Genomic DNA, 19,398 nt, shown 5'->3' on the forward strand with positions numbered 1-19,398 from the left:
CGCCCTGTCCTTGTTCCAGTTACACATGCATTAGTGACTGAAAATCAAAACAATGGATACGCCTAAGTATGAAAAGCTATTTCCCGTTCTTCTGTTTAGTATCAGGGCGTTCGGCTTGAATAACCTTTTTCAGATTCCAGACTGGTATGATGAAGTACAGGCCAATGCCTGGACGTTTACTTTCCAGCAAGTCGATATTGCGGAAATTGTGCTGTACCTCACAAGCAGCTTTGCCTTTTGGCTCGTCTGGAAAAACCGGTCCCTGCACCAAATCTTCTGGCCGGCCTTTGCCTACGTTGGCGTTATACTGTTCAGCAGCAGCTGGTCGCTGCTCTTTTTTGGGCTGCAATCTCCACTTGCCGCATTTATTGATATGATTGTCGTGGCGCTGGCTATTGGAATAGCCGGGCTGCAATTTTACCGGCACCACAAGGCTGCAGGCTGGCTCATGGCGCCCTGTTTCGTAGGCGCGGTTGCCTTCGCCTTTAACAACTACCATATTTATCAGGTGTACACGCAAATAATGAGTGCATAGCCCACTCACTGAAGAACCAAAATTCAGACTGCGTGTTATACTTTCAAAAATTACTGAAAATAACGAATTTAAATATGAAAAGTGTCATCACCTGTGATATGGAGGGTCGGATTGAGACCTTCAATAAAGGCGCGGAAGAAATGTTCGGGTATCCTGCGGACGAGGTCATCGGGAAGGAGCGGGTTTCTGTCTTTTCTCCGGGAGAGATTGTGCTCCAAAATGTACCAGTCTGGCTCGATGAAGCCAGTAAGCACGGCAAGTATACCGCTAAAACCAAGTTTGTGCGCAAAGATGGCACGCCATTCAATGCCAAAATCCGCGTTACGCCCACTTTTGCCAATGGTAAAGACAATGGTCAAACCGGTTATTGCGGGGTGACTGAAGTGATTGAGGAGGAGGTCAACCCAACTATTAAGTTATCCACCAAGCTGATCAAAGCACTGGCGATCACACGTATGCCCTTTCTGTCGGCAGTGCTGATGCCAGCGTTCATAGGAGGCGCGTATGCTTATCACTACGAGCTGGGTTCGCCCGGTGCGTTCAACTGGTGGTTGTTTACCCTTGCAGTAATTGGCGTGGCGCTGCTCCACCTCGGCAGCAACGTCATGAACGACTACTTCGATGTCAAGGACGGCACCGATGGGGCGAATAACGACTATTTCCTGCAATTTTCGGGCGGTAGCCGGGCTATAGAGCTCGGGCTCATCACGCTCGAAGGTACTAAACGCCTGGGCCTGGCGCTGATCGCCGGTGCGACACTCATCGGTATTTACCTGACAGCAGTCACCGGTTGGGTGACGTTCCTGATTGGGCTGGCGGGATTGGCTATCGGCTATTTATACACCGCGCCTCCGGTACGCCTGGTCGCCCGTCAAGGGTTGGGAGAACTGGGGATTGCGCTGGCTTTTGGTCCCCTGGTCACTCTTGGAATCGTTTATGTAGTAACGCAGCAGCTTTCCCCAATGGCATTTCTGATCGGACTGCCTGTGGGTCTGCTAACCGCCAATATCCTGCTCATCAATGAGTTTCCGGATGCGGAGTCAGATGCTAAGACCGGCAAAAATCACCTCGTCGTTACCTTCGGCAAGGAAAAGAGCACCTATATATATCTGTCGATACTGATTATGGCTTTTCTGTCTAATCTCGCGATTGTCTGGTTCCTGCCTAACACCAATCCCTGGCTGATTGGCGTGAGCGTTGCTTCACTGGTTGCAGGCATTTTGATCTTCCGGCATGTTCGGGAGCACTATCAGGACCGGGAACTGGTAACTTCCAACAAAAATACGATAGCCCTCAGCGCACTGACCGGTCTGCTGACAACACTCGCCTTGATAATAGGATAAAAAATACGTTTTGGTTTGATCTGAAAGTCCCGGTGCTGTGGTGCGCCGGGGCTTTTTTTATTGGAAAATCGTTCCAGAAACCGCCAAAACACGGACCAAAGTCACGATTTAGCGAAAATTCGCAAAATTTCAGCCCTTATCCTTTACTTTTTGCCGATAAGCCCCTAAATTAGTAGCGAAAATTCGCTAAACGGTTTGCAAGGCGCTACAAATCAAGCCTTTTTAAACAAACTACAGGCGAATCCGGAGTGGTTTCCACGCTCCGTAACTCAGCAACTTTAACGAAGCATTAGGCTACTAAAATAAGATTTTACCATGCAAGACACGCTCAGCAAGACTGATGTACTCAAGGGGGGCGAATTCCTGATCAGCGATACGCCCGGCCCGGAGTCGACCTTCATCCCGGAAGAAATGAATGAGGAACAGCTCATGATCCGCGATACCGTACGGGACTTTTTGAACACGGAAATTCTGCCACACATCGACCGCATTGAGGCGCAGGAAGAAGGGCTGGCCCCACAGCTGTTGGAAAAAATGGCGGAGCTCGGCCTGCTGGGCTCTCACATGCCCGAGGAATACGGTGGCATGCAGCTGGACACCAACACCAACACGATGATTTGTGATGTTTTTGGCCCGGCCGCTGCGTTCACCGTTTCTTATGCCGCTCACACTGGCATTGGCATGCTGCCCATTCTCTACTTTGGCGATGAGTCTCAGAAAGCTACTTACCTGCCGCGCCTAATCAATGGCGAACTGAAAGCCGCTTACTGTCTGACGGAGCCAAGTTCCGGTTCTGATGCCCTGGCTGCCAAAACCCGGGCGGACCTGAGCGAGGATGGCAACCACTACGTCATCAATGGCCAGAAGATGTGGATTTCCAATGCTGGCTTTGCAGACATTTTCATTGTTTTCGCACAGATTGACGGCGATAAGTTCACCGGCTTTATCGTGGAGCGCGATTCTGAGGGGCTAACCCTGGGCGCAGAAGAGAAAAAGCTGGGCATCAAGGGCTCTTCCACCCGTCAGGTCTTCTTTGAAAATGTAAAAGTGCCTAAAGAAAATGTACTGGGCGAAATTGGCAAGGGGCACCTTATTGCTTTCAATGCCCTGAATATTGGCCGCTTTAAGCTGTGCGCACTCTGCGTGGGCGGTGCCAAGAAAAGCGCTGAGACCGCCGTGCAGTACGCCAACGAGCGTATTCAGTTCAAGCAGCCGATTGCCAACTTCGGTGCGATCAAGCACAAACTGGGCGAGCAAGCCATTCAGATTTTCGCAGCGGAGAGCGCCATGTACCGCGTATCTCATCTCCTACAGGAAAAGAACAAGGCTCTGATGGCAGAAGGTATGACCTTTGCGGAAGCCAAGCGGCAGGCAGCCGAAGAATACGCCATTGAGTGTGCCCTGCTCAAGGTGCTCGGCTCAGAAGTACTCGACTATGTAGTCGACGAGACCGTGCAGGTACACGGTGGCATGGGCTATTCTGAAGAAGGCACCGCTGCCCGTGCCTACCGTGATGCCCGTATTAACCGCATCTACGAAGGAACTAACGAAATCAACCGCATGCTTTCCATCGACATGCTGTTCCGCCGCGCGCTGAAGGGCAATCTCGATATCGTCGGGCCAGCCTGGGAAGTACAAAAGGAACTGGCGTCTATGCCTTCCTTTGATCAGCCCGAGGGCGCCTACGCTGCCGAGAAGAAAGCGATCAAGGAGTTCAAAAAAGCCGTACTGATGACCGCTGGTGCTGCTGCCAAAATGCAAATGGACGGCGAGCTCAACCTCAAGGAAGAGCAGGAGATCATCATGAATGTCTCCGATATGCTGCTCGACACCCTCACCGCAGAGTCTATGCTGATGCGGGTGGAGAAACTAGCGGGTATGGACAGCAAGGAGCAGCCACAGGAAATTTACGATGCCATGCTGAAGGTCTTTATGACCGATGCCACCGCCCGTATCCACAAAAAAGGCACGGATGCCTTGGTTTCCTTTGCCGAAGGCGATCTGCTGCGCACCATGCTGATGGGTCTGAAGCGCTTCACCAAGTACACACCGACCAACGTCAAGAAAGCCCGCCGCATGATTGCCGACCGCATGATTGAAGCGAACGGCTACTGCTTCTAACTAAAGATTTTTGTAGACAATGCTAGATAGGTTGAAAGCCCCGGTCCGTTTGGATCGGGGTTTTTGTTTGGGTGCGCCCGGTGAGGCGACCTCTCCTCACACCACCGCCGCCAGCCAGCTCGCCTGACTGATCGCCCGCTTGGCATCCAGTTCCCTGGCTTCATCTGCGCCGCCGATGAGGTGGACTTTGAGTCCGGCTGCTTCCAGTGGTTGTTGCAGGGTACGCAGAGGCTCCTGCCCGGCGCAGACCACCACATGATCCACGTCCAGCAGGCGGGGCTCGCCTTTATGCAGGATGTGCAGCCCGGCATCATCCACCCGCTCATACTGCACTTCGCTGAGCATCTCCACGCCCTTTTTGCGCAGGCTCTGCCGGTGAATCCATCCGGTGGTCTTGCCGAGGCCGGCACCGGGCTTGCCTTTGGACCGCTGCATGAGGTAGATTTGGCGGACGGGCGGTGTTGACTTTGGCTTGGTCAGTGCGCCGGGGTTCTTATAGCCGGTATCCACCCCCCATTCCTCCATGAATGCCTCCACAGGCTGAGGAGTATCCGATGGTGGGTGGATGAGAAACTCAGAGACATCAAAGCCAATGCCACCGGCACCGATAATCGCAACGCGCTGCCCTACTTCCTGGCTATGCAGGAGTACATCCACATAGCTCAGCACCTTGGGGTGGTCTATGCCTTCCAGCTGAATCTGCCGGGGAGCAACGCCGGTAGCCAGAGCGACTTCATCGAAGCCCTGACTCGTCAGATCATCGGCTTCCACGCGGGTATTGAGGTGAAGATGGACGTCCTGTATTTCAATCTGACGCTCAAAGTAGCGCAGGGTTTCGCAAAACTCTTCCTTGCCCGGGATGCGCTTCGCCATGTTGAATTGACCGCCAATTTGGTGGCTGCCTTCAAAAAGATGGACTTCATGCCCACGCTGTGCGGCTACGGTAGCGAAGGCCAGCCCTGCCGGGCCAGCGCCTACCACGGCCAGCTTTTTCTTCGTCTGCGCAGGCGTGTAGTTGAGCTCCGTCTCGTGGCAGGCCCGTGGGTTGACCAGGCAACTGGCTGTTTTCTGTTTGAACACATGATCGAGGCAAGCCTGATTGCAGGCGATGCAAGTATTGATTTCGTCCGCCCGGTTTTCCTCTGCTTTCTGCACAAAGTCGGCATCGGCGAGGAAGGGGCGCGCCATCGACACCATGTCGGCATGGCCCGCCGCGAGGATTTCTTCCGCTTTTTCCGGCGTATTGATGCGGTTGGTGGTGATGAGCGGGATGCCCACTTTGCCCATCAGGCGCTGTGTGACCCAACTGAATCCGCCCCGGGGCACCATCGTGGCTATCGTCGGGACCCGAGCCTCGTGCCAGCCTATGCCGGTATTGATGATGGTCGCGCCGGCCGCTTCGATCTCCCGGGCGAGGTGCTCCACTTCTTCCCAACTGCTACCGTCGTGCACCAGGTCGAGCATAGACAAGCGGTAAATGATGATGAAATTGGGCCCCACTGCTTCCCGGGTACGGCGTACGATTTCAATCGGGAAACGGATACGGTTCTCGTAGGGGCCACCCCATTTGTCGGTCCGCTTATTGGTTTTGGCAACAATAAACTGATTGATGAGGTAGCCCTCCGAGCCCATGACTTCCACGCCATCGTACCCGGCTTCCTGTGCCAGTTGGGCCGTGCGGACGAAAGCGCGAATGGTGCGCTCCACACCACCACCACTCAGTTTCCACGGCTTGAAAGGCGAGATGGGCGACTTGAGGCGGGAAGGCGCGACGGCCAGTGGGTGGTAACCATAGCGCCCGGCGTGCAGGATTTGGAGGCAGATTTTGCCATCCGCTTCGTGTACGGCATCGGTTACAACGCGGTGGTTGCGCATCTCCCTGCGGTTGGAGAGCTTGGCAGAAAAAGGGCTCACCCAGCCTGCCCGGTTGGGCGCAATGCCCCCGGTGACCATTAGCCCGACGCCACCCCGGGCCCGTTCGGCGAAATAGGCGCCCATTTTTTCGAATCCGTTTTTCTCTTCCTCCAGCCCGGTATGCATGGAGCCCATGAGCACACGGTTTTTGAGGGTGGTGAAGCCCAGGTCGAGGGGGGCAAGCAGCTTTGGGTAAGTTGGGTGCATGGTGGATTAATTTGTGGCGATGAATTTAGCGAAAATTCGCTAAATTCATCGCTAAAATCCACATTTTCATGCATCCCACTTTAATTTTCCGGAGCCCCGGCTTCCACCCACAACTCCAATTGCCGCACTTCGCAATCTGAAATACCGGCACCCGCAGGCGGCATAGGCTGAAATCCCGGCAGATGGGCGGCTGTACCCACTAACTGGCCACTAAGCGCCTGTTCGCGGATCGTGGCATAATTGTTCAGGAGCACCCCTCCACTGGGATTACTACCTTGATGGCAGCCAGCACACTGGGTTTGTACAAGAGGGGCAATATGGAGGCTGAAGCTTACCGAGACCGTATCACAAGCCTGATCACAGTGAAGATTTTGTGCACCCTGCTGAATCCAGGCCAGGATCATCGCTTTTTCTGAACTGCTGAGTGGGTTACGGGGCGCGGGCGGCATACGGTCTTCCGGGTCGCTATCCGAAAGGACTTCATAAAGCTCACTGTCTGTAGGGTCATTCAGTCGAATACCGCTGGTCGTGCGCACCGATTGATAATCGACTAAAACGACGCCATCGCGGTGGGACTCTGTGCTATGGCAGCCCGACATCGCGCAATTGGAAACCAGGATCGGCAACAATTGCTGCTCAAAGTAAACGCTGTCCGGGTCGCAGGGCATAGTGTTTACCGTTGTATCAGTGCTATCTGTTGGGTTGGAGGGATTGGTACCGTTGTTGATTGTTGAATTGGGGCCCGGGACCACCACGGGCTCACGCTCACAGGCAGGCATCAACAGGTAAGCCAGTACTACTGCCGCGAGCAATTGATGTTTAAGTTGCATAATTTGAAGTATTTGTGCCTGTGTTACTTCAGCACAGGCTTTTTAACCTGAAAAACCCTGGAAAGATTAAAGCCAAACTGAATGTCTCCGTTGAGCCAGGAACCATTGTCTCCAAGCAGGAAGGCGCGTTCGTTCATACCATTGCTGTTAGAGAAGTGCAGTTGGAAAACATGCCCCCCGGTTTCTATATCCACTCCGATTGACAATGGGTTGTACACCCAGCTATTGGGGAAACGGTTGAAGGCGTGGTAGTAATCGGCCACCAGCGCCACCCGGTTCGTCAACTTATACCGCCCGCCAATGCCGAGGGCGAAAAAGTCATTGGTAGCCAGGCGGTTTTCTACAATATTACGGTGCACGAGGACCGGGGAGAGCTGCAGGGTGAACTCGTTGCTGAATTTGCGCCCGATAATCAGCTCGTGGTAGTACGCCAAGCGGCGGGTAAAGGTTGGCTCCACTTCTGTAAAGGGAAAGGGTTGTTCCTGACCGTTATATGTTGCCCCGCTAACCCAGACGAGAGAGACAGGCATAGTTTTCGCCCCTTTCGACTGCCACAGGATGCGCCACTTCACAAAGCCATCAAGCTCTTTCTGAAACGTAGACCGGCCCACCCCTACAGTAAGATTAGGGGTAACACCGTAGTCAAAACCCATACGCATAGAAGCCTGGTCTAAACCAAAAAACTGCTGGTACCCCTGATTGACTCGCCCGAAGCGGTGAAGGATACGGAAATCCAGAACCCCTTCGCCTATCATCTCCATGCTGTGCCCGTTAATGACCCGGCTGCTTTTGAAGGCATTGGTGATTTGTTCGGTGGCAGGCTCTTCTTCGATCAGGCTCAGCAAATCATCTTCCTGAGCCAAGGCAGCAGGCAGCCATACCCACAGCATCAATAAGCCTGCAACTATGATTTTCAATTTGTGCATCGTTACTATTTTTTAAGGGGTTGAAGGTTAGCGTCTACTGTGATATCGACAACCTCTGCAATTTTACTGCCTACTATAGAGGGTATTTTGATTTTGTAGTCTTCGAGTTTGACGGAAAAAGCAGCCACAGCGTGAAGCCCCTCCCCATCACTCTGAATACTCCCCGTTGAACTAACCTGATGGGTCACGCCATGAAGGGTAAGCAACCCTTTGGCGGTTACCGGCCAGGAGCCAGTTTTTTGCAGAGCTGCCTCATCGGGAAGCCCGGTCAGGTCACCCTTAAATACAGCTTTCGGGTACTGCTCGCTCTCCACGTAGTTTTCATTGAAATGCTCCTCCATCAGGCCATTTTTGAAATGAAACCCCTTCATACGTACTGCCCATTCCATTTTTCCAGACTGAAAGTCAAGTACACAGACCGCTTCTTTATTGAGGGCTTTAATTTCTTCGAAATAATCCGTGATGCCCTCGGCATCAAAGGTGATCTGACCGCTACGGGTAAAAAACTTACTTTGGGCAGGCAAGGCTGTCTGCAAGGCGGTGCACAACAGCAGCCCCATCATCATTCGAATGGTGGTTATCATGATTTTTTGTTTTTATAGTTTGGGAAAGCTCTAATTTTCGGGTGCGCCATCCGCCACCCACTGCTGTAGGAGGGCTATATCACAGGCTGACAACGGATCACTGTTCTGAGGCATGGGTTCGTAGCTGGAGTCGTGGACAACTGAGCCAATCAGGCTGCCATTATCTGCTATTGATTTTAAGCCAGGATAATTATCGGTAGCAATGCCGCCCGAAGGGGCGCCTGATGAATGGCAACCATTGCACCAGGTTTGCATAAGCGGCTGTACATGCAGGGCGTAAGAGATAGCCGCCGTATCACAGGCAGCAGGGGCGCAGGTAGTAGGCTTTGCGCCCTCATCAATCCAGAGCGCAATGTTCTGAATATTTCTGACAGACAGCATTTCATTGGGGGCTGGGGGCATGCGCTCTTCGCCGAAGGGCTTGACAAGCACCTTGTAGACTTCACTGGCTTTGTAGTTACCGGCAACGATGCCACGGCTTACAATTTTCTCGTAAGAGGTGAAGTCATATCCCTCTTCTCTATCAATACTGTTGTGACAGCCGCTCTGCGTGCAGTTCGAAATAAAGACGGGAAGAATATCCTGTTCAAAACAAATACCGGAATCAGGCTCAATGTATTCCTGGGTACAGGCGTTCCCAAGGAATAACACCATTGCAATCAGCCCGCCCCGAAGGTATGCTGAAAATTTACATTGTGACATTTGTTGTGGCTTTTTCTGTTGTTACCACAAATGTATGCCCACCGCTAAGCTCTTGCAATTACAATTTTCTGAGGTTCTCAAATTTTGCCATGAGCTTTCAAGCTGCAAAGCACCGTCAATACTGAATTAGCTGTCAAATTTGTCAATTTATAGTTATTCCATATAAGAGCACTCCTTCAGCCAGACGACGTATTATCGGGTGCTAAAATCCTCCAGCTCGGCTACCCCCCGCACCGCCTGCTCCACCCGTTCGCCGGCAATACTCCGCCGCAGCCCCACAATCCAGGCAAAACGGGGCATTGGCTTACCCATCTCCCGGATGAGCCAAAAGGTAAAAGGTAGAAGAGCCGCACTCAATACCATTTGCGCGAGCAGCCACTGCGGGTCCCCGCTGGCAAAAAGATCAATGCCGAAGAGCAGCTGGAACCAGAAAAATACATGCGCCAGGTAAAAGGGTACACTGCTCATGAGCAATTGGGTAATGGCGAGGCGGTGCTTACGTAAGCGTTCCAGCCCCACTTGCACCTCCACTACCGGCCCGTCAAATTGGAGCATGCCCAGCAGGATGAGCTGCCCTGCACTGCCGCTTATGCCCACCACTGCGAACAGGCTTAGCACCACTGCTGATATTTGCGGAGCAGTATGCCCCTGAAAAGTGGCTATGCAGGTGCTCAGCCCAGCCAGCAGGAGTACCCAAACCAGCGTTTCGGCTATCCGGGCGGCCCACAGCGCCCGCAAAGGGCGGCGGGCGGCTTGCTGCTGCATTTGCCGGGCGGTCATCAGATTTAGCCGGGTATTTTGGTCCAATTGCGCCTGATGGCTTTTCCAGAGGGCTTTCCAGTCATTCGTTTCCATAATGGTATTATTTTAGTTCTTTTTTGAGCCGCTGCTTCAGCCGGCTGATTTTCGTGCCCACGTTGCTCTTGCTGATGCCCAGCATCTCTCCGATTTCCCCGTGCGGGTAATCTTCCAGGTAGAGAAGCATCAAAGCGCGCTCCAAAGGCGGCAGGGCTTGTACCCAGCGGTACAGTTGCTCACTTCGCCCTGAAGGCTGCCCGGGCTGCCCGGTATGGGGTAGTGCTTCAAAAACTTCCTGATGCCGTTGGCGCCGCTCTTCCCTCCGCAGCCGGTCGATGCTGACATTCAGGGCGATGCGGTAAAGCCAGGTGGACAAAGCATAGGCCGGCTTGTAGTTGCCGAGGGATTGCCAAATCTGTATGCTGATGTCCTGCACCAGGTCCTCAAAGTCAGCCTCATTGCGGGTGTACAGGCGAGCTACCTTGAAGATGATGCCACGGTGCTGCTGCAGTACAGTTTCGAAATCGGGAGCCGGATGTTTAGCTTTGTTTGGCACGATGCGTGTGGTTGAATTGGTTTACATCTTATTATTCGATGTGGGCGGGGCAAAAATCACAGCAGCTCAGCTTTTTTTTAAAATTGCTTCTTTAGCACGCTCAGGACTTTCACCATAAAGACCACGTGCTCTTTCATATAGCCAGTTTGATTAAAAGTGCCAGCCAGGTAGACTTCCAGTTCCGGGCAGTAGTACATGTAGGAGCCGGTCGAGCCGGAATGCCCAATGAGCGTCAGGTCAGGCAGCAGGGGAAAAAGCCCCCTCAGGCGAAATTTGCGGAGGCCATAACCGTACTCCATACCACGGGTTTCCGGTACCCACTGTTGCATAGCCTCGTAGGTACTGCGATTGATGAGCTTGCCAGTATTCAGGGCTTCCATAAACTGCAGGAGGTCATCCGTAGTGGTAAGCAGCCCACCGCCAGCCCAGTCGGCACTCAGGCTTTTGAAGGTACTGATATCCATATCATCTGCATAAAGTTCTGCCATTCGCCCGGTGTAGGGATCCAAAGGGTCCGAACGGAAATACATACTCGTCTGGGTGAGCTGCAGTGGTTCCAGGATTTGGGCTTCCAACACCTCGTGCAGGGGCTGCCGGTACAGCCGTTCTATAATTAGCCCGAGCAGAAAATATTCCGTATCGGTGTAGTAATAACCCTGCCCCGGTGGAAAGTGGGGCTTCAGGTTTTGGCGGGTATAGTCCAAAATGGCCTGAGGTGTCCAGAATTGGTTAGGCTCGGTCAGCATACGCTCCAGAAAAGCCATGCCCTGCTCCGGGCGGTCCTCAAACCAATCGGGCAGCCCGGAGGTATGCTGCAGCAACTGAGCGATGGTGATTTGCCCGGTCATATCCACCCCATTCCACACATGGAGACCGGCGTAGGCATCTTCAGGAAGGTAGTTGCTTAGTGGCGCATCGAGCTCCAGCTTCCCTTCTTCCACCAACAGCATGACTAGTGTGGCGGTAAAGGTTTTACCAATACTTGCGGAATGAAAGGGACTGGCAGGGCTGACCAGGCTGCCGTCTTCAAATTGTCCCCCGGTGAAAGTCCACTGCAGGCCGCGGCCCGGCGCATAGACGGAGAGGAAGGCATTGTGAACCTTGGCCTTATCCAGCTCACGCTGAAACAGCTTTTCAATTTTGCGCTCTGCTTTTTTAAGCCGCTGAGCAGGCCCCGGCTTCGGAGGAAAAAGGAAAGATAGCATCATGGTTGCAGTTAGGATCGTTTTCATTAGCGATCATCTTTGTTTGATACAAAGGTGCTGCAACCTGTTCCGGGAATCGTCCGGGAATGAAAAAGCGGACTTAATCTTAAAATTCGCCGTTAGCTTCCCTGTACACCACCGCAAGGACCACCTGCCCCACTGCCCGGAGGGTCCGTTTGTCGATGATGTCGAGGTCATCATTGTGGGTATGCCAGTGCTCGCCAAAGCCGGTTTGGGTGCCCTGCGCCCGGTTGATGATGTCGATCATAGGTATACGGGCGATGGTATTGACGTAGTAGTGGTCATCGGTAATAGCGCCCCCCTGCTGATTGACAAAGTAATTGCCATAGCCCATATTCTGTGCCAGCGCCCACACTTTATTCATAATCTGCGGGGCATACTGCATGGAAAAATACTCTTTGGGGAAGCGTGCGCCCTTTGCGCCTACCATATCCAGCAGGATACCGTACTTTGGCTTCTGTGCACCGGTGACATGAGGGTTGCGCGACCAGTACTGAGACCCCAATGCGTAAGTATCCGGCGTTTCTCCACCACTTTCGCCAAAGTCTTCGGCATCAAAAAGCACAATATCGACGCCCATCTCGATAGGATTAGCCTGTAGCTGACGGGCGACTTCCAGTAGCACGCCAACGCCGCTGCCCCCATCGTCTGCACCCAGGATGGGCTCGTCCCGGCGCTCTTCACTGATTGGAGAATCTGCAAAGGGGCGGGTATCCCAGTGGGCGGCAAGGAGAATGCGCTTTTGGGCCCCGGGGTTGAACTGGGCAATGATATTGGTGGACTGCAGCACCTCGCCAGTGTAGGCCTTGGCTTCAAAGTCCTGCGCTATGACCTTTGCGCCGAAGCGCTCCAACTGTTCCACCAGCCAGGCTTTGGTCTGACGGTGCCCTTCGGTATTGGGTACACGGGGGCCGAATTCGACCTGCCGGGCGACATAAGCAAGGGCCGAGTCGCGCTCAAATTTTGGTACGCTGACTTTCTCTTTCGGTGGAGGAGGCGGGATGCTTTCACTACTACTATCCGTACCACAACTGCTCAGCAACAGCAACATGCTGAACCCCAGGGCTACAACTATTCTTTGCATGATGTTCATCGCTTAATTCTTAGAAGGATCGAAGTGTTTCCAGCCTTGCGCGGTGATATCGTGAAGTTTGCCTCCTTTGGAATTGAGCTTCACCCCATCTTCGGCAGGCACAATCTCTCCGGCGATGTAGATATCCGCCATATACTTCACCTTATCGAGGTCCTTTGGGTCTACTGTAAACAGCAGCTCATAGTCCTCTCCTCCGCTCAGGGCGACGGTAATCGGGTCCATATTGAAATCAATGGCCTGGAACTGTGCATCCTCGTGAATGGGTACGCCACTTTCTTCAAGCAGCACACCTACGCCCGATTGCTTCGCAATGTGGAAGAGTTCGGAGCCCAGCCCATCCGAAATATCGATCATAGCGGTGGGCACCAGGTCCGCTTTGGCGAAAGCCTCAATCATGTCCTTTCGCGCCTCCGGTTTGAGTTGGCGCTCCAGCAGATAGTCGTGCCCTTCCAGCGTCGGCTGCAGCTCGGGGTCAGACAGGTAAATCTGTTTCTCCCGCTCCAGAATTTGAAGCCCCATGTAGGCGGCCCCCAGGTTGCCGGTAATGCAAATCAGGTCACCCACTTTTGCGGTATTGCGATAAGTCAGGCGCTCTTTATGCCCCTTTCCGATTGCAGTAACGCTGATGACCAATCCTTTGGGGGAAGAGGTCGTATCTCCGCCTATGAGGTCGACATTATACACGCTGCAGGCCGTTCGAATCCCTTCGTACAGTTCTTCCATGGCTTCAACCGAGTAGCGGTTAGACAGCGCCACAGAAACCATAATTTGCTGAGGGATGGCATTCATGGCGTAAATGTCAGAAAGATTGACGACCACCGCTTTGTACCCCAGGTGCTTCAGGGGCGTATACATCAGGTCGAAGTGTATGCCCTCCACCAGCATATCGGTGGAAACAACGGTAAACGCGCCCTGATGGTCGATCACGGCAGCATCATCACCTATGCCTTTAACGGAAGATCTGTGGTGCAGCGGAAAGCGCTGCGTGAGGTGGTCGATAAGCCCAAACTCACCGAGTGTATTGACATCGGTGCGTTTGGGCGTATTAGATTCGTTGGCCATAATTTATATCTTGCTATATTGGCGCGCAAAGGTACGGCCAAACTTACAGACGCTCTATTTTTTCGAGCAGTTCCTTGGTCTCGGTGTAGTCTTCGCCGCTGGCTTTGGCTAGTTCGATGGCTTTCTTTGCGGCGGCTTTGGCCGCTTTTTTGTTGCCTAGTTTGTAGTACAGGGCAGCAAGGGTGTCATTATTGTAGAAAGTGGACTCGATTTCCACAGAGCGCTCGGCCCACTTCACGGCTTCTTTCAGCATCTTCTTGTCGTCTACGCTTTCGTAGAAAGTCCAGGCGATGGAGTTCAGCTCGTTGGCATCTTCGGAAGGATAATCCGTCAGGTAATCTACTGCAGCCTGTGGGAAAGCAGTGGGGTCGTTGACCCGATAGTAATTCATTTTGAAGTTGGCGAAGATTGGTCCCGGGTTGTCCGGAAAAGCAGCTTTGAACTTCGCCTCGGCGTCTGCCATCATCTTTTCTTCTCCATCTGCCGCACTCAACGTCTGCATAATGGCGCGCTGAATCTTAGCGGTAATGTAACGTTCGCTAAAAAGGGCTTCGTAAGCTTCGCGCCGCTTCAGTATTTCCTTGAAATAAGGGTCATCCATTTTAGTTGCCGCCTGGAAAATGAGCTGCATTTCGATCTCTCCTGTCCAGTCTTTCTGAGTACTCAGGTAAGCAGTAGCAATCTCATTGGCATTGGCAGCCATTGCATCAGCCGCAGCGATAGCATAGTTCTTCAGGAATTCAGGATCGCGCTCGCCTGCTTCAAACTTACGCTCCATGCTGGCAATTTGCCTGGATGGGTCCTGCGCTTCCCGGCCGAGCTGCAGAAAAGCTTCTGCATCCTGATAGCCTACGGCGCGGTGTACCAGCTCGCCATTAGCGTCAATGAACAACAAGGTTGGATAAGCCCGCACTTTGTATTTGCGTGCCAGCCCCATTCCTTCACCCTTTTCCATGTCAATTTTAGCATTGACAAAATTATTGTTGTAGTACTCGCCCACCTCGGCTTGGGTGAACACATCCCTGGCCATCATTTTGCAGGGCCCGCACCATTCTGCGTAAGCATCCACAAAAATCAGGCGGTCCTGATCTGCTGCTTTAGCCAGGATTTTTTTCCAGTTGCCGTCTTCAAACTGAATGCCTTCCTGCGCCAGTCCGGCGGTGGCAAGAGCTGCAATCAGTGCTATGGCGATGGATAGTTTCTTCATTGGTATGGTATTTATTGAATTTGCTTGATGTAGTGCTCTACAGCACGAACCGCTAACGGGCTGTCCGCAGCGGCCATTTCCAGTGCACGGTTGGCTGCTTCCAATGCAGCCGTACGGTCTCCGTTTTGCAGGAGAATATTGGAATAGATGAGCACATGCTGGTATTTGGTGGTCTGGGAAGCCGCTGATTCTGCAATATCCTGTGCTTCAGACATCACTTTGTCGTCGTTTTTGAAGGCTTCGGACATGTCTTTGGCAAGTGTAGCCAATGCTTCGGGGTCTTTATCAATACATTTTTTCGCATACTTTTTAGCCGCTTTCCGATAGTCATCGGTTTCTCCCCGGGACTGATAAAAAGCGAGTTGGGCTTCCAGCTCGAAAGCTTCTGCCTCATCGCCCAGGTAGTCATTGCCTTTGCTGATGGCTTCTTCCAGCAACATCTCACTGTCGTATTTCAGGGCTTTCTGCACGGTTGCCTCACAGGCACGGCGCAACTGATCGGCCACTGCCTGTTTGCCCACAATAGCGGAGATGGCTTCCCGCCGCTCTGCCATCATATTAAAAAGTTTGGAATCTGCTTCCGTCACAGCCTCGAACAGGAACTTGAGGTTCAGTTCAGCACTAAGGTCCGGCTCGGTGTCGAAGTATTCATTGGCTACGCGGAGGCTGGACTCCCCGACGTTGTTCAGGGCTTTTACATAGCGGTAGAGAAAAGCAGGGTCTCGCTTGCCTTCCTCGTACTGCGCCTGATACTCCTCCAGGTTATCGGCTTGGGAGAGGGCCGTCTGCCCCAGTTTGATGAGTCCATCCACCTGCTGTGCACCTTTGGCTTTTTGGACGACCTCGCCATCCGGACCAATGAAAAACAAGGTGGGAAAAGCAGAGACCGGGTATTTCTTGCGGAACTCCAGCCCCATCCCTTTTTCCATATCAATTTTCATATTGATAAAGTGGCGGTTGAAGAAGGCACCGACCTCCTCCTGCGGAAAAACATCCCGTGCCATCCGTTTGCAGGGGCCACACCACTCTGCGTAGGCGTCTACGAAAATGATTTTATCTTCCTGAGCAGCCTTCAACAAGGCGTCTTCCCAAGACCCCTGATAGAATTCAATGCCCTGAGCGGACAACAGGGTGCTGCTGCCGGACAGGAAAAAAAGCAGGGCGAAAAATGACAGTATAAAATTGCGCTTCATGAGTTACTCCGTTGCTTGGTTGTTTTGCTGAAATTCTTTGACGACTTCATTAGCTGACTTACCAGATTGAACGACGGCAAGCAGCATTTTAGCGTCTTTGGCAATAGGGTGCTTTGGGAACTGCTGCAGAAAAGCCTCGTACTTCTCCTCAGCCTTCGGCATATTCTCCAGGTCGTTGTCGTAGGTAAAGCCTTGAAAAAACAATGATTCCGGTACTTTTTCAAAATCCGGATAAACGGTGACCACACGGTCCCAAAGATCTATTGCTTTTTCGTACTGCCCAATGCCCCTGGCAACCGCACCGGATTTAAACAGGAAATGAGGCGTAAGGGAATCCTGCTGAAAACGGTCAGCGAAAAGATCCGATTTAATAATAAGGCTGACTGCAGAGGCGGTGTCAATCGTAGGGTTGTCCATTTGTTTTTTCAACGTCCCTTCCAGAGCCAGGATTTCTTCTGCCAGCCGGTCTTTGGGTTTGTCCTCATCCGCCATACGGCTGGGGTCGCCACAGGCTGTAAAAATCAGTGCGGCGAGGGCGAAGGTTAAAATATTCAGGGTTTTCATAATAGGGCGATTGGTCATTTGAGTAATCTGAAAGTAAATAATTCGCGGCAATCTGCCAAGGGTTACACTCCGGAATAACGGGCGATAAGGCGTTCAAACCACGCACCGGGCAATAGCCGCTTGAGTATAAGGGATAACCTTTGCAACGGTTTCCCTATAGCATAGAACGGATGAAGGTGCCCTCTGTTGATACGGCGGGCAATAGTTTTCGCGACAACTTCGGCGGGCAGTCCTTCTTCCACCTCCTGATCAATAATTCTGTAGGCGCGCTCAAAACTCTTGGCGTAAGGGCCATTGGGGTCATAGGCTTTGATCCGGTTGGCGTTGATATTGGTCCGGATATCGCCGGCGTGAATGCCAGTGATCTGAATGCCCAGCCCTCTCATTTCGAGGCGCAGCGACTCCGTGATCAAATCAACTGCTGCCTTGCTGGCACAATATACACTCCGGTAGGGCAATCCGACCTTAGCTCCGATAGAACTAATGGTAAAAATCTGCCCCTGCCCCTGAGCCCGCATGATGGGGAGCGCTGCCTTACATACCCGGATAACACCCAGAACGTTAGTGTTCATGACCCGCTGTACCTCCTCCATACTACAGTCTTCCAGAGGCCCCGCTATGCCGATGCCCGCGTTGTTGACCACGACATCGAGCCGCCCGGCTTCAGCCAATACCTGCTCCACACCGGACGCCACGCTCGCTTCATCCTGTACGTCCATTGTAATCATGCGAATATTGCCCTGATCGCCCCCGGGCGAACGGCTCGTACCAAACACGGTGTGCCCCTGATGGCTGAGCTCCCGGGCAAGTGCTTTTCCCAGCCCAGAACTGGCACCGGTGATAAGGATAACTTTTGACATAAATAGGTTGGGTTAACCGGGATTTCAAACGCAGAAAGTGCATTTTAGACCCTTGCTCCAATAAAGAACAAAAAAATAACGCATGAGTGGAAAGATAGGATAAAAAAAGCCGGTACAATTGTATGTACCGGCTACCAAAATAAACACCTAAAACCCTATTAACTATTTTTGGCTCCGTTAAATGTCAGGGTGCGGAGCCTGCCCCTGATACAGCATCTACTTGATTTCGATGCGCTTTACAGGCTGTCCTTTGACTTCTTCCTTTTTCGGCAGCTCGATAGTCAGCACGCCGTTTTCATACTTCGCTCCGATGCCTTCACCATTTACAGATTTAGGCAGTTGGAAGTTACGGGTGAAAGAAGTGTAATTGAACTCACGGCGGACGAAGTTATCTTCCTTTACTTCGTCTTTGTGCTCTCGTTCTGCTTTGATCAGCAAGTGGTCGTTTTCCACCTGAATGTCAAAGTCATCTCTTTCGAGACCGGGAGCAGCCACTTCAATCCGGAAGTGGTCATGAGTTTCCACGACGTTCACGGAGGGCTGAGTCATCGCAAAATCGCCACCCATGAAGTCAGTGATAGAATTGCCGAAGAAGTTGTCAAACATCTTGCTGATTCCTGTCGGTTGATAATTCACCAGATTTTTCATAGCATTTAACATTTGGTTTAACAAATAGCCTTCTTAGACAGATTTCGTGGGCAATAAGAGCAATGAGCGCACAGATGAAGGTTAACACACTCAGGTACCCATTGCTTTCATTGCATTAACCACTACACTCTACGTAGAAGAACAAATAGATTGCTGCTGAAATTCACTGCTTTGTGTAAAAGCTGTGTAAAAGCAATAGTCTAAGCAATTTCAATTTTGCGGGCAGGCTTGGGCTTAGCTTCCTCTTTTTTAGGAAGGTTGACCTGCAGGACGCCCTGCTCGTAAGCCGCTTCCACTTTCTCTGTATCGATCAGCTTACCGAGGCGGAAGGACCGCTGGAAACGGTAGTTGCCAAATTCCTGCCGCTTGATGGTTTCGCCTTCGCTGGCACTACAGTCGCGCTCCACTTTGATGGTAAGCAGGCCTTTATCCAGCTCAATCTCAAAGTCGGACTTCTGCAGCCCCGGAGCTGCTACCTGAAGCACAAAGTTGTCTTCCCGCTCGATGACGTTCACCGCAGGCTTGAAAGTGCGGGTCGCTACCGGCCGGTGGGCCGCTCCAAATACTTCGTTGACCACCCGGTCAAAGTCGGTGAAAAGCGAGGGGGCTGCAGTACGGTTTGGCTTAACGGTTACAAGTGTCATGGTTGTATTCTTTTTTGTTGGTTGTCTGATTAATTACACTTTAAGCTATGCAATTGGCATACCAACCCCGAAGAGCGGACAAACTTACCGGGAAAACAACAAAAAACATGTCATTTTGACACCAACAACTAATAAAGAGTGCCAAAATGACCGGAAAGTATTTGCATCCCCACAGCACTTCGCGTTTAGAGGTCAGAAAACACGTACCAAAGTAAGCCTATGGGCAAAAAACCTCCTACCCTGCCCGAGCCCTCCGCAATCTTTGCGCCCACTCCTTTGCGACCTTCGCGTGAAACCCTCCGCCCCCTTTGCGTGAAACCGTGAACCCCTCCGCCCCCAACTCTACCAATTTTCCTATCTTGCCCTCCGCAAAAAGACAAACGAC

Annotated in this window: 19 protein-coding genes; 3 read left to right on the plus strand and 16 right to left on the minus strand. The window is 52.3% G+C overall.

The features are described 5' to 3' along the window. Positions 1 to 52 precede the first annotated feature (52 nt). The 3 genes from IX84_RS30695 to IX84_RS05285 all read left to right on the plus strand — a co-directional run bounded on the left by IX84_RS30695 (position 53) and on the right by IX84_RS05285 (position 3,999). The gene (locus IX84_RS30695; RefSeq protein WP_052515771.1) at positions 53 to 535 is read left to right on the plus strand and encodes a TspO/MBR family protein; all 483 of its coding nucleotides are present in this window, start codon (positions 53 to 55) and stop codon (positions 533 to 535) included. A 74-nt stretch (positions 536 to 609) separates the two neighbouring features. Next, positions 610 to 1,878, plus strand: a complete 1,269-nt coding sequence (locus IX84_RS30700; protein ID WP_052515772.1) for a UbiA family prenyltransferase — start codon at positions 610 to 612, stop codon at positions 1,876 to 1,878. A 315-nt stretch (positions 1,879 to 2,193) separates the two neighbouring features. Then, the gene (locus IX84_RS05285) at positions 2,194 to 3,999 is read left to right on the plus strand and encodes an acyl-CoA dehydrogenase family protein (RefSeq protein WP_044217142.1); all 1,806 of its coding nucleotides are present in this window, start codon (positions 2,194 to 2,196) and stop codon (positions 3,997 to 3,999) included. 96 nt (positions 4,000 to 4,095) lie between these two features. Here the strand turns inward: IX84_RS05285 and IX84_RS05290 are convergent, their stop codons facing one another. The 16 genes from IX84_RS05290 to IX84_RS05365 form a co-directional block, all read right to left on the minus strand. Further along, positions 4,096 to 6,120: an NADPH-dependent 2,4-dienoyl-CoA reductase gene (locus IX84_RS05290; protein WP_044217145.1), complete on the minus strand. Its 2,025-nt coding sequence runs from the start codon at positions 6,118 to 6,120 to the stop codon at positions 4,096 to 4,098. Positions 6,121 to 6,200: 80 nt separating this feature from the next. Then, the gene (locus tag IX84_RS05295) at positions 6,201 to 6,950 is read right to left on the minus strand and encodes a c-type cytochrome domain-containing protein (protein WP_044217146.1); all 750 of its coding nucleotides are present in this window, start codon (positions 6,948 to 6,950) and stop codon (positions 6,201 to 6,203) included. Between the two features lie 23 nt (positions 6,951 to 6,973). Then, complete coding sequence (locus tag IX84_RS05300; RefSeq protein WP_044217148.1) at positions 6,974 to 7,876, minus strand: DUF5777 family beta-barrel protein; 903 nt, start codon at positions 7,874 to 7,876, stop codon at positions 6,974 to 6,976. Between the two features lie 5 nt (positions 7,877 to 7,881). Beyond that, complete coding sequence (locus IX84_RS05305) at positions 7,882 to 8,460, minus strand: YceI family protein (RefSeq protein ID WP_081968622.1); 579 nt, start codon at positions 8,458 to 8,460, stop codon at positions 7,882 to 7,884. 30 nt (positions 8,461 to 8,490) lie between these two features. Continuing rightward, positions 8,491 to 9,162 (minus strand): c-type cytochrome domain-containing protein, encoded by a 672-nt coding sequence (locus IX84_RS05310; RefSeq protein WP_044217151.1) that lies wholly within the window; start codon positions 9,160 to 9,162, stop codon positions 8,491 to 8,493. 192 nt (positions 9,163 to 9,354) lie between these two features. Next, positions 9,355 to 10,017, minus strand: coding sequence for a hypothetical protein (locus IX84_RS30705; RefSeq protein ID WP_052515774.1), 663 nt, complete (start codon positions 10,015 to 10,017; stop codon positions 9,355 to 9,357). 7 nt (positions 10,018 to 10,024) lie between these two features. After that, positions 10,025 to 10,516: an RNA polymerase sigma factor gene (locus tag IX84_RS05320; RefSeq protein WP_044217157.1), complete on the minus strand. Its 492-nt coding sequence runs from the start codon at positions 10,514 to 10,516 to the stop codon at positions 10,025 to 10,027. A 77-nt stretch (positions 10,517 to 10,593) separates the two neighbouring features. Then, positions 10,594 to 11,748, minus strand: coding sequence for a serine hydrolase domain-containing protein (locus tag IX84_RS05325; protein ID WP_052515775.1), 1,155 nt, complete (start codon positions 11,746 to 11,748; stop codon positions 10,594 to 10,596). Between the two features lie 79 nt (positions 11,749 to 11,827). Further along, positions 11,828 to 12,826, minus strand: coding sequence for a M28 family peptidase (locus IX84_RS05330; RefSeq protein ID WP_044217344.1), 999 nt, complete (start codon positions 12,824 to 12,826; stop codon positions 11,828 to 11,830). Positions 12,827 to 12,838: 12 nt separating this feature from the next. Further along, positions 12,839 to 13,897, minus strand: a complete 1,059-nt coding sequence (thiL, locus tag IX84_RS05335; RefSeq protein ID WP_044217159.1) for a thiamine-phosphate kinase — start codon at positions 13,895 to 13,897, stop codon at positions 12,839 to 12,841. 43 nt (positions 13,898 to 13,940) lie between these two features. Beyond that, positions 13,941 to 15,104: a thioredoxin family protein gene (locus IX84_RS05340; RefSeq protein ID WP_044217161.1), complete on the minus strand. Its 1,164-nt coding sequence runs from the start codon at positions 15,102 to 15,104 to the stop codon at positions 13,941 to 13,943. A gap of 11 nt (positions 15,105 to 15,115) precedes the next feature. Further along, the gene (locus IX84_RS05345; protein WP_052515776.1) at positions 15,116 to 16,297 is read right to left on the minus strand and encodes a thioredoxin family protein; all 1,182 of its coding nucleotides are present in this window, start codon (positions 16,295 to 16,297) and stop codon (positions 15,116 to 15,118) included. Positions 16,298 to 16,300: 3 nt separating this feature from the next. Next, positions 16,301 to 16,861: a tetratricopeptide repeat protein gene (locus tag IX84_RS05350; protein WP_044217163.1), complete on the minus strand. Its 561-nt coding sequence runs from the start codon at positions 16,859 to 16,861 to the stop codon at positions 16,301 to 16,303. Positions 16,862 to 16,923: 62 nt separating this feature from the next. Further along, positions 16,924 to 17,721 (minus strand): SDR family oxidoreductase, encoded by a 798-nt coding sequence (locus tag IX84_RS05355; protein ID WP_044217165.1) that lies wholly within the window; start codon positions 17,719 to 17,721, stop codon positions 16,924 to 16,926. 216 nt (positions 17,722 to 17,937) lie between these two features. Further along, positions 17,938 to 18,369, minus strand: a complete 432-nt coding sequence (locus IX84_RS05360; protein WP_202965206.1) for an Hsp20/alpha crystallin family protein — start codon at positions 18,367 to 18,369, stop codon at positions 17,938 to 17,940. Between the two features lie 200 nt (positions 18,370 to 18,569). Beyond that, the gene (locus IX84_RS05365; protein WP_044217169.1) at positions 18,570 to 19,013 is read right to left on the minus strand and encodes an Hsp20/alpha crystallin family protein; all 444 of its coding nucleotides are present in this window, start codon (positions 19,011 to 19,013) and stop codon (positions 18,570 to 18,572) included. Between the last annotated feature and the right edge of the window lie 385 nt (positions 19,014 to 19,398).

The sequence above is a fragment of the Phaeodactylibacter xiamenensis genome (assembly GCF_000759025.1).
Lineage (GTDB): Bacteria > Bacteroidota > Bacteroidia > Chitinophagales > Saprospiraceae > Phaeodactylibacter > Phaeodactylibacter xiamenensis.